Genomic DNA, 11,642 nt, shown 5'->3' on the forward strand with positions numbered 1-11,642 from the left:
CTTCGAATAGTAGTGCCACCCAACCAGCGCCAATTAATCACGAAGTGATTAATTAAGCAACGGTCTACGGTACGCGCCACCTTTACGAGATTTTAAATACTTAAAAATTTATATTATTCAATAAAACGAACATAGGCCTACTTTGGCCAACTATTTTTAAGTAAGACTAATTTCTAGCTCTAAATATATTAGTTAATTTAACAAGACATTAGTTATTAGCCTCAGTTTTCTTTTCTACGACTTAAATTATTCGATAACTTATTTAAATCTCGTAAAGGTGGCGTGTACCTTACTGAGTACAAACAAGCTTATAAACAGTTGCCCCATTTACGCTTGCTAGCTCAAAACGATTATTTTGATCAAAGGTTGCTGTTGAAACAATTCCTTTCGTGTAATCAGGACCAAATGTAATCTTAGCGACAAATTGTTCCTTATCGTACTTTGTGAAAACGAAGTAGGCTTCGTCGATATCCGCGTGAATTTTTGCATCAGTATACTCAAATGCATTTTCTAGTTTGATTTCTTTAAGTTGAGACTGTCCTCTGTCGTCCAAATATCTTTTTGAACCGATACAATCCATTGACAGGGCAGAAGATGCCAAAAGTAATGCTAACGTGATTTTTGCGATCTTTTTCATTTGAACTCCTTACCCCTAAGTTAATTAATAGGAAATTCTAGTGAAGAAATGCTATCAACGCAAAATATTGTGCTCAATAGTTAGAAAGTGTTAGATTTTTGTCGACTTAAGTTACTGAATTAACTTTAAAAGGTCCTTACTGAATGCATTAGACATGAGGGCCGAGAATAAGAAGATAAAGAATGTTGCAAAGACTTGTTTGATGAATTTCTTTTCCATATCGAAATCTTACTGGATTTTAATATTTGAAAATACTTTTTTTATAATTGCCTAGGTAGTGTTCAGCTTTATTTTTATTACTGTGCAAAAAGGTTAAGCTGATCAAGGCGTGATTCATGCTTAGAGAAAATTGTCTCAACAGAGTGCTCATGAACTTCGCGTTTTTCAAAGCCATTGTCATAAGTTTGAATAACGAAGAAAGACATACGTGGAAATTTTGCTTTTAGCTCTTTCATCGCATCTGTAATGAGATCGATATTTCCAGCATCATCATCACTCATTCCAAAGCGGTGATAATCTGAGTATCCGTATTTTTGAATAGCAAGTTCAACTGATTCGATAATGGCCTTGTACTTAAGTTCAGGCACATTATAATCCTCATCACGTCCACCAAGTCGTACACGAGTTTCTGGATTTGAAACAGCATAGACAGTGTGAAAGTTTGGCATATTTGGTAAGTGACCTTCGTTATAGATAACTTCGATCCCTTGCTTAATTGTATCTTCTCTGTGACCACGAGCTGTAATAATTGAAACTGGTCTTTGATTATAAGTTGCATGATAGAAGTGATTCCAGCTCGGAGCTTTCCAAGTTGAATCACTTCTTTCAAGTGCATCCTGGATATCTGTGATAAGTGATTGCTTTCTTCCGGTTAGTCGTTGAGTAAGCGAAAGATCTGAATCGCGGAAATTTCTAAAAGTTCCCGTCTCATCATCGAAATCCATGTGATAATTTGCGTAAGGTCCTTCTTTTCCAATGATCTTATTATGAGCAGCAAATTCGTGAGAAGAAAGAAGCTTCTCTTCGCCTGTCTCATTGTGAAAGATAATGATTGGAGTTGAAAGGAAAACGACATTGTCGTCGAAATCGAAGAAATAGAAAGACTTTCCACCAAGGTGGAAATTGCGATCGTTTTCACGCGGAAGCTCAAAGTTAAACTCGAGCTGTTCCTTGTTTTTAGGTGATTTTTTCTTACGATTAAAAACCATGGTTTCTCTTTTCTATTTCTAACGAAAATACTTTTTATGGCGTATATTCGCAGAAGTTGTGGTCGCGTTCAAGAAAAGAGCTTAGTATCTGCAATATTTACAGATACTAAGTTATTGAAAACTAATAGCATTTACTATCGTTTAGCAGGGTAATTGTAGCTGAAATCATCATTTTAAGGTCATTACTATCAAATACTAGTGAGCTATTTGATAGAGTTGCAAGGCTTTGTTCAATACCTGTACAAATCATCCAGTCTTCAGAGGCAAAACTGATCGCACTTAAAAGATTACTCGTGTAATCTGAAATGATATAGCTATTCTCCTCTGTTAGTTCAAAATTCGTCATTCTAATTTTAAAGAAGAAGTCACGTAGTAGTATTAATGTTAGTTTATTAAGTAATACATAATTTGGATTACCTCGAATTTGATCATAAGAGAGTTTATCAATCATTGGGATGATATCTCTTAACATTTTATAATCTGCCCTTAAGGTTTTTAGGCGATTAAGTTCTTTCGAATCCACATAAAGTTCGTTCGATAAATTTAGATTTAAATTAATTAAAGGTGCAAGTGCAATTGTATTATATTTCTCAAGTGATAAATTTCCTTGCTTGAAATATGCAAGCTCTTCTTTTATCGAGCGTGAATTAAATGAACGCAACTGAGTGTTTTCAACGATGTCAAAAGACTGCTTGGCCCATTTCATTTTAAAATCACCAAAGCTCAAGATATCTTGCTGAATTAATACTTTTGTCGAATAGACATAATTATCATCATTGATTCCTTGAGCTCTAAGAAGCTCGTGAAGAACCATAATGTTTGTAAGGCGAGAGTTTTTAAAAATATTATTCCAGTGAAGCTCTGGAATGGCATCTCCCACATATAAAGTTATCTTTCCCGGAACCCCAATCGCGCTAACTGGATTTCCAAGATTGTCGATTAAAATATCATTGGAAGTACTAATCGTATTGATATTTAGATGGGCCTTAAGTAGAAGAGGAGATACAAGAACTTCACTAATAGACTTAAATCCATCTTTATAATAATCGATGATACCATTTCCTGTGTTTATAAAGCGAAGCCTTATTGTATCACCACCATTGCCAACTCCTGAGCCTCCTTCTCGTAAAACAGGACGTTCTTTAGCTGCTGAGGTCAAAGTTAATAAAGATAGTGCTAGAATTAAAAGTACTTTCATTGGTCAACCTTATTTGAAATAGCAAAGAAGTTAATTGCTAAGTGATATAATTGATTTCCTTCAAAGTCCTTTTCGATAAATTTTTGAGAAAATTCCTCTCTGAATTTTCTTAACTCTTCCTTCGCTTGTGGAAGATTTTCGGCGCGAATCCCAAATGTAAAGCCAGAGAACTCTCTGTCCTCCACATCTTGTTTTTCAACTGCTTCTTTTGCGAGTTCAGCAATGTTCTTGTGATATTCTTGCTTGGCAATATTTGGGATATCATTTGCTGTGAAGACTGTCTCGTGGGCCTTGCGATAACTACCATCTTTTAAAATTAACATTTCAAGCTTTGTTAGTAGTTCAACACTTTTTCTGATTTCTGTAAGAGGGTAGTTATGAATTAGTAATTTTTGAATCTTGATTGGTGTAAGATCAGCATCTATTAAGCAAAATAATTCAAGAATGAAGAAGTTAAGAGGATTTCGTATCAGCTCGTAATTATCTACTTCATAAACTTCAAGAGTTTCATTATTTCTCTGTATTGAGTTTAAATAGAATAATTTTTCTTCTTCTGATTTTGCGGCTTGAAGTTTTACTAGTTTTTCAAAATAGTCTGCTTCCTCTGCCTCAAGTCTTAAATCTCTCGCAATAGTCATTATATACTTACTAGGAAGATTGCGTTTTCCGTTTAGAACTTGGTGTAGCTGAGAATGGGAAGTTATTCCAAGTTTTTGTGCCCAAGACCTAATTGAGAAGTTTGGGTTAAGCTCTTTCTTCTTAAGCCAAGTATCTCTTAAGTACAGAGAAGCATTTACGTAGTTGTAAATATCCACGCAATGCTTATCTGATAAATATGGGGGATTTGTTTGTATATCCAATCTATTTTACTTTTAAATCAAGTCCGTAATCTAAGTTCCAAATACAAGTGTAATTATTTGTCCCTTTTGTTTTTTGAGTCATATTCTCTGGGATTGAAATATTCACTTTACCTTTTTGGTAAGTCAGAGTTCCGATATTAAGGTTTTGTAAATAGTCGTTCTTGTTACGATATAAATCGTAGCCACCAAAACCATCTTCTTCACCGATAAAGCTCATTGCAAAACCTGCACATTTCTTTCTGTCTTGTGACTTTAGTAAAACAGTGATTCTACCTGTACTTGATTTTGTAATCTGAACATCTAACTTAATATTTAGAGTCTTACTTTTTCCATAGTAGTCTTCGTAATCAAAACAAAGAAACTTGCTACAATCAGCCTGAAAATAACCCGTGTAAGTTAAAGAGATCTTTTTCTTTCCACTATATTCACCTTCAATTGATTTCTTTCCAAGTGCCTGAGTACTTAAAGAGAGTGATAGTAGGGTAATTGCTGTGATTAATCTTTTCATTTTTTATCCTTATAATATTATTTCTTTAGGTTTACGTTTAATCCGTGCTTAAGATCCCATATGCAGTTGTGTCCATTGCGACCTTTTGTTAGCATTGATATCTCTTGTGAAATTGCAATATCTAATTCTTTTTGCGCATAAGTTGCTGTACCAAAGACCTCATTTTTTAAGTATGATTCTTTGTTTTTGAATAGATCATATCCTCCAAAACCATCGGGCTCACCGATTAGTTTGATTGAGAAACCTGCACACTTTTTCTTGTCTTGTGAAGAAATCATAAGAGTAATTCTTTCTGAACTTGTCTCAACAACCTTTGCTTCAAGTTTTACTTTGAAAATATTTTCGCGAACATAGCTATTGTTGAAGCATACTGATTGCTTGTAACTTTGAACCAAGATAAATGTTCCGATGATCCCAATTGGACCAAGTGACCACGCTGCTCCAGCGGCACCTAGTGAAAGTGCATTGTAGCCAAGCCTTCCATCGAATGAGCATTTGTTAAGGAATCTAACACCATCGTAGTTTAAGGAAATACTCTCTTTACCTTTATACATTCCCGTGATGCCATTATCTTTACCACCAAAAAGTGCATAAGTATTTGTACTTAAGATGACAGTACTAAATACTGCGATTAATACTCTTTTCATTTCTCTCTCCCTAGTTCTAACTTATTAGTTACAACCATTATTTCTCATCATTCTATAAGCGCTTAAAACATTTCTTCTCTTGCTTGATACATCATTCGTTTGAAGAACAAATGTTAAACTCTTCTTTGCACACTCATAATTTCTAGAGAATGTACTTTCTTCGATTAACTCAATAGCAAGTCCTGCTACACGATTTAGCACTGCAATTTCTGTTTCATCATTCTTTGATCTTTCGCCCTCTGTAAGACCTCTTGAAAGAATGTCTTGAACATACTCTCTGTGATTTCCATAACACCAAAGACAAAGTCTTCTAGTAAGTCTGTCGTGAAATTTATTAAGATCACCAATTGCATCTCTTAAGTGTCTTCTTAGGAAGAGAACCTTATGTTCAGGTGAATCGTAAACTTCAGTGCCATTAATTGCACTTGCAAGAGTTGTGTAAAAATAGAAGAAGTTCTTTTTTGGAGTGCTATCTAGAACAAAGTGTGAGGCATCTAAAAGGATTTCTAATTCCTCTTCATAAGTCACGCTTTCAAAACCTGATACAATTGCGTTCTCTAAAATAAAACTCGTATCTTTACACCACTTGCTAACTTCAGCGTTAGTTGTCAGTGCCAAAAATGTACAAATAAAAACTAATAACTTTCTCATCGAATCCTCCCAGATCGTTTCCAATGGAGGTGTTGTATCGATTTAAAAGTCAAAGTTGAACGCATTTGTACACAAACTGTATCAAAAATGTAAACAGCTCATTTGAATGTCAGTAAGATTTATGTAGTCAGGACTACCAGTTGGTTCCTTTCATATTGTGAATCACTTCAAAAACAGTCGTTCTTTCAATGATTCCAACTACTTTCTCGTTCTCTACAACAGGAAATGCATGGAAAGGATAGTGGAGAAAGAGTTCAACGATGAAGGTGAGGTTGGACTTTGAAGGAATGGTTACAACATTCTCGCTCATATAGTGTTCAACGAGTGAAGAAGGGTGGTTGTAGTATTTCGCATCGAGGCTATATTTGAGGCAGTCTTTTTGCGAGAGAAAACCAACAATATTTTCAAACTCATTAACGACAGGAAGACCTGTAATATTGTGTTTTATGAAGTATTCGCCAGCTTCTTGCATATCCATACTTGTGTGAAGTGGAACGAAAGCTTTGATAACTCGATTTATAATATTATAGCTTGATGTAAAGTGTTCTTCTTTTTCTCTTTGTCTTGGGGCCTTATCGCGTTCGATAGGTGGAGTGTAGTTAACCATTATGCATCCCTTTTTTGTTTAAACCTATCTCAAATTGTATTGTTAAAAGTTGAAAAGATTTTGATTAAATGTAGAGAAATCATCATAATAATTAATAATGGAATTCATTCAAGACTATGGCATCGTAGGGCTTTTCTTTATAAGCTTTGCCGCCGCAACTATTCTCCCATTCAGCTCTGAAGCATTTTTATTTGGTGCTGTAAAAGCAGGACTTTCAAGAATTGATATTTTCTGGGCCGCAAGCCTTGGAAATTTTCTTGGAGGGGTAAGCTGCTTTTATCTTGGTCACTTGGGCAAGATAAGCTGGTGTGAAAGATACTTAAAAATTAGTAAAGAACAGATCGTACGTTGGCAAAATCTTATTCAGCGCTTTGGGCCGGCCCTTGCTTTTTTGACATGGCTTCCCATCGTTGGTGATCCCTTGGCCGTAGCACTCGGCTACTTTCGTTGTCGCCCCGCGTATGTTTTCTTATCGATGTATATCGGTAAAGCATTGCGTTATGTCTTTGTAATTTGGTTAGCAAATAAGTTCTAAGAATATGACAAAACGCCTTGAAAATGGGATACTTAAATAGCACGACACACTGATTAAATAAGACATTTTGAGGACTCCATGGAACAAGATAGTAACGTCGAATCTAGCGAAACGAAATCACTAAAAGAAACTCACCCAGATAGCTTTGTACACCTTCACTTACATACACAGTATTCACTACTGGATGGAGCGATTCGTTTAAAGGATTTAATTCCACAGGCAAAGGAATTAGGTGTTCCGGCAATTGCACAAACTGACCATGGGAATATGTTTGGTGCTATTGATTTTTACACTCGCTGTAAAGCTGCAGGGATAAAACCAATACTAGGTTCAGAAATTTACTTCACACCTGGGTCACGCTTTGATCGTCGTGCGGCCAAGAAGTCTGCTAGTGTTAGTTCACAGGATGCTGAAGAGTCTTCAAGACAAATTCACCATTTGATTCTTCTTGCAAAGAATAATACTGGTTACCAAAACTTATGTAAGCTCCTTTCAAAAGCTTATCTTGAAGGTTTTTACTATAAGCCACGTGCAGACGTGGAACTTCTTCGCGAATATAGCGAAGGGCTAATTTGTACGACAGCATGTCTTAAAGGTGAGGTTGGTTATAACTTCTTTACTGGACAAGATGAGCGTGCCATTCGTGCAATTGAAAAACTAAGAGATATCTTTGGTCCTGATGACTTCTATCTTGAGATTCAAGAAAATGGAATTCCTGAACAGAGAATTGTAAACGAGAAAGTTATCGACTTTGCAAAGAAGAACGATATCAAACTAGTTGCAACAAATGATTCGCACTATATGACACCTGAGGATGCGACAGCTCAGGAAGTCCTTCTTTGTATTCAAACAGGAAAGACATACGCTGACGAAAATAGAATGCGTATGACGTCGCAAGAATTTTATTACAAGTCACCTGAAGAGATGAGAGCTGCATTTCACTATGCACCTGAAGCTTGTGATAACACTCTTGAAATTGCAGATAAGTGTAATGTTGAACTTTCGTGGACTGATGAAAAAGGAAATCAAATTTATCATCTTCCAGACTATGAAATTGATACAGATGAAACTCTTGAAGAATACTTTGATCGTGTAACAAAAGAAGGTCTTCAAGCACGTTTTGATGGACCGCAATTTAGAAATATTGTTAACCAACCGGATTGGGAAGAGCAGAAACCAAAGTATTACGAGCGTCTTCAATATGAGATGGATCTTATTAAGCAGATGGGATTCGTTGGATACTTCCTTATCGTTGCTGACTTCATTCAGTGGTCAAAAGATAATGGGATTCCGGTAGGTCCTGGACGTGGTTCTGGAGCTGGTTCTCTTGTTGCTTATGCTTTAACAATTACCAATATTAACCCTCTTCCATACAACCTACTTTTTGAGCGTTTCATTAACCCTGAGCGTATCTCGATGCCAGACTTTGACGTCGACTTCTGCCAGGCGGGACGTCAGCGAGTTATTGAGTACGTAACGCAAAAGTACGGTGAAGATAAGGTAGGGCAGATTATCACTTTTGGTAAGCTTCAGGCCAAGGCCGTTGTAAAAGACGTTGCTCGTGTTTATGACTTAACATTTGCTGAAGCCAATATGATATCAAAACTGATTCCTGATGAAATTGGAATCACATTAGATAAAGCAATTGAAATGGAGCCGAAGCTTCAGGAGCTTATTGAAACTGATCCTAAGATTCGCCAAATCTTCACTATTTCAAAAAGGCTTGAAGGACTTTATCGCCACGCTGGTATTCATGCGGCCGGAGTAATCATTACCTCTGAACCGCTTGTAAACTATTGTCCACTTTTTAAAGGGGCAAAAGGTGAAAAGGTTGTTCAATTTGATAAGGACTTCTCTGAGCTAATTGGACTTGTAAAATTCGACTTCCTTGGACTTAAAACTCTAACGGTAATTGATTACGCTTCTGATTTTATTAAGCGTGACTACGATCCAAATTTTGATATTGAAGCAATCGATTACGAAGATAAGAAAGTATATGACCTGGTTTCTGAAGGGGATACAATTGGTGTTTTCCAGCTGGAATCTTCTGGGATGCAGGATCTTTGTCGTCGTATTTCACCGGATACCCTTGATGATATTACGGCCATTAACGCTCTTTATCGTCCAGGTCCTATGGGATCGGGAATGCACGATGAATTCGTTGAAATCAAGCACGGGCGCAAAGAAGAAAGTTACCCATTTGAATCTCTTAAGCCAATCCTAAACGATACATACGGAATCATTATCTACCAAGAGCAGGTTATGAACATCGCCCGTATTATTGCTGGATATTCTCTTGGTCAAGCGGATATGCTTCGTAAGGCGATGGGGAAAAAGAAAATTTCGGAGATGGAAAGACACAAGCAGATCTTCCTCGATGGTGCAAAAGAGAGAAATTACGATTTAAAAATTGCTGAGACTCTCTATGATCAGATGGCGAAATTTGCGGAATATGGTTTCAACAAGTCTCACGCCGTTGCCTACTCATATATTGCGTATCAAACAGCATACTTAAAAACTTATTATCCGCCAGAGTTCTATGCAGGACTCCTGAGTACGGAACTTTCAAATACAGATAAGATCACAACAATCATTAACGATGCAAGAAATCATGATATTCAAGTTCTTGCTCCTTGTGTGAATGAGTCGCTTTGGCTATTTAACGTTGTTGATGGAAACCTACGCTTTGGTATGGGTGCCATTAAAGGTGTTGGTGAAGGTGGTGTTGAAGAGATGATCCGTGAAAGAACGGAGAATGGCCCATTCGTTGGCTTCATCGACTTCTGTGAAAGAGTAAATCTTAAGAATGTTAACAAGCGAGTTATTGAATCACTTATTCGCGTAGGTGCTTTTGATGGTTGTGAAACAAATCTTAATCGTCGAACAATGCTTGAGAATATGGAAATGGTTGTGGCCTACGCGCAAAAGCGCCAAAGAGAAAAAGAGATGGGACAAACGAATCTCTTTGATATGGCCGAGGCAACAGAAGATACTGGTGCTAATCAGCTTGATATTCAATTTGTTGCTGACTGGGATGACCGTGAAAAACTTTTATATGAAGCAGAGCTAATTGGGGTTTATGTTTCAGGTCACCCGCTAGATCGTTACCAAGGTGTTATTGAACAAATGGCCTCGATGCCAATTGGACAAATCCAAGATATCGATGGAACTTCAAAGAGAGATATGGTTCTTGCGGGGATGATCGTTGAGAGAAAAAATATCATGACGAAGAAAGGGGATCGCATGTGTTTTGCTACCCTAGAAGATTTGTCAGGTAAGATTGAATGTATCATTTTTCCAAAAACATTCGTTCAATACGAAGAGATCCTTGCTACTGATGACCCAATCATTATGACTGGACAGGTAAATTTGGCCGAGGAACCGCGAAAATTCTTCCCTTCAAAGATTCAAAAGCTCAAGGAGCAGGCGGAGGAAAGGGTATCTTCTGTTCGTTTGAATGTTCCAATGACATCTCTAAATGAGGGACGTCTAAACCGACTTAAGCAGACGATTTTAGGTCACAGAGGAACAGTTCCACTACATATTATTTTTGAACATGATTCAGGTAGAGCAAGAATGCCACTTGGAAATGACTATCTGGTAAACCCAACACCACAAATGGCAGCAAAAATTAATGAGATTTTTGATGCTGATGCGGTGAAGTTTATTATTGATGGAAAAATCAGCGATGTAGGGTAAAATACTTAAAGATATTTTTTAATCTAGGGATGGATAATGAAGAAACTAATATTATTGCTATTATTAGCGACCAATACTCTTGCAGCATCAGTAAGTGCAAGGGGACAGTTCACCTCAAAACCTGGTGACTCTTTATCTTTTATTAAAGAGCAACTCTATGCCAACACGGTTCGCAACGTTCTTGATTCTGAGCTTGAAAAGCTAGGTCTTGATACAAAGACTTTTTGGCAAAATTACGAAACACAATTTGATGAATACTTTGCGCCAATTAAAGAAAATTACGATCGTGAAACTGGTGCAGTTGATGCTGAAGGCAACCCTGTAACTCTAACGGGGAGTGCTCTTGAAAGATACCAAAGGGGAATTCGTAGCAAGAGACTAAAGGCACGCGCTTCTTTTGGTGGATTTAACTCTATTATTTCTTCATACACAGTAAAGAAGATGTCGAAGTCTTTATCACGAGCAGATACACACTATTATAATATCGATGCAAAAGTTAATCGTAAGTTAGTTTCTGAAATTTACTATCGCTATATTGGACAAGGTAAAACACGTAACTTTACAAAACTTTATCTAAATATCAATTACAAGCTTAAGGATCTAACTTGGGAAGAAGTTGGTGTAAGTTCTCAGTCGAAATTTACAGATGTTGTCGAAGATCACTGGCTTAAAGAGTTAGGAGAGAGTGTTGGTGGTGTCTTTCTTGAAGGGATTGAAGTTGTTAATCCATCAACAAGACAAGAAATTTTCGAACACCTAAAGAAGCCTCTTGTTGTCCTTCGTTCAAATGAAGGAGAGATTCTTGGTACTCGTCAGGAAGAGCTTAGAAATTCACTTATGCTAACTCTTGATATCGCACTTGAAAAAGAGTTTAAAGACGAAAAGCAAAAGCAAATTAATATACAGACATTTGGTGGATTAGTTCTTACTGATTTAAGAGATGGTACGATTGTAAACTTCAAAGATTTTGAGGCCAAAGGACAACAGTATTCGACAGTTGATCCACACAAGCAGAGCTCTGATATTGCAAGCTTTGTTTATCAGCTGCCAATCTCAGAAATGAAGGGATTAAAGAGAACGATTAAGGAGAAA

Annotated in this window: 11 protein-coding genes; 3 read left to right on the forward strand and 8 right to left on the reverse strand. The window is 36.8% G+C overall.

The genetic code is table 11. The features are described 5' to 3' along the window. Positions 1 to 289: 289 nt before the first annotated feature. From C0Z22_RS14895 to C0Z22_RS14930, 8 genes are all read right to left on the reverse strand, one after another. Positions 290 to 637 carry a hypothetical protein gene (locus C0Z22_RS14895; protein ID WP_103219168.1) on the reverse strand — a complete coding sequence of 116 codons (348 nt, stop codon included), beginning with the start codon at positions 635 to 637 and terminating at the stop codon, positions 290 to 292. A gap of 296 nt (positions 638 to 933) precedes the next feature. Then, positions 934 to 1,845, reverse strand: a complete 912-nt coding sequence (locus C0Z22_RS14900; RefSeq protein ID WP_103219169.1) for a hypothetical protein — start codon at positions 1,843 to 1,845, stop codon at positions 934 to 936. 121 nt (positions 1,846 to 1,966) lie between these two features. Continuing rightward, positions 1,967 to 3,043 (reverse strand): hypothetical protein, encoded by a 1,077-nt coding sequence (locus C0Z22_RS14905; RefSeq protein ID WP_103219170.1) that lies wholly within the window; start codon positions 3,041 to 3,043, stop codon positions 1,967 to 1,969. Beyond that, positions 3,040 to 3,858, reverse strand: a complete 819-nt coding sequence (locus C0Z22_RS14910; protein WP_158246948.1) for a TIGR02147 family protein — start codon at positions 3,856 to 3,858, stop codon at positions 3,040 to 3,042. Before C0Z22_RS14910 ends, C0Z22_RS14905 begins: the two co-directional genes overlap by 4 nt. A 46-nt stretch (positions 3,859 to 3,904) precedes the next feature. Further along, a complete protein-coding gene (locus C0Z22_RS14915) occupies positions 3,905 to 4,411 on the reverse strand; it encodes a hypothetical protein (protein WP_103219172.1) in 507 nt (168 codons plus the stop codon). A 17-nt stretch (positions 4,412 to 4,428) separates the two neighbouring features. After that, positions 4,429 to 5,058, reverse strand: a complete 630-nt coding sequence (locus C0Z22_RS14920; RefSeq protein ID WP_103219173.1) for a hypothetical protein — start codon at positions 5,056 to 5,058, stop codon at positions 4,429 to 4,431. Positions 5,059 to 5,082: 24 nt separating this feature from the next. Then, positions 5,083 to 5,709 carry a hypothetical protein gene (locus C0Z22_RS14925; protein WP_103219174.1) on the reverse strand — a complete coding sequence of 209 codons (627 nt, stop codon included), beginning with the start codon at positions 5,707 to 5,709 and terminating at the stop codon, positions 5,083 to 5,085. A 133-nt stretch (positions 5,710 to 5,842) separates the two neighbouring features. After that, positions 5,843 to 6,316, reverse strand: coding sequence for a CBS domain-containing protein (locus tag C0Z22_RS14930; protein ID WP_103219175.1), 474 nt, complete (start codon positions 6,314 to 6,316; stop codon positions 5,843 to 5,845). A gap of 97 nt (positions 6,317 to 6,413) precedes the next feature. Here C0Z22_RS14930 and C0Z22_RS14935 point away from each other — a divergent pair, with 97 nt between their 5' ends. From C0Z22_RS14935 to C0Z22_RS14945, 3 genes are all read left to right on the forward strand, one after another. Then, entirely contained in the window at positions 6,414 to 6,851 is a 438-nt protein-coding gene (locus C0Z22_RS14935) for a YqaA family protein (RefSeq protein WP_103219176.1), read from the forward strand. A gap of 78 nt (positions 6,852 to 6,929) precedes the next feature. Continuing rightward, positions 6,930 to 10,550: a DNA polymerase III subunit alpha gene (dnaE, locus tag C0Z22_RS14940; RefSeq protein ID WP_103219177.1), complete on the forward strand. Its 3,621-nt coding sequence runs from the start codon at positions 6,930 to 6,932 to the stop codon at positions 10,548 to 10,550. Positions 10,551 to 10,586: 36 nt separating this feature from the next. Further along, positions 10,587 to 11,642, forward strand: a 1,056-nt coding sequence (locus C0Z22_RS14945; protein ID WP_146037918.1) for a hypothetical protein, incomplete at its 3' end; no start/stop codon positions are given.

Origin of the sequence: Halobacteriovorax sp. DA5 (genome assembly GCF_002903145.1) — a bacterium.
In the GTDB taxonomy this organism is placed as follows: domain Bacteria; phylum Bdellovibrionota; class Bacteriovoracia; order Bacteriovoracales; family Bacteriovoracaceae; genus Halobacteriovorax_A.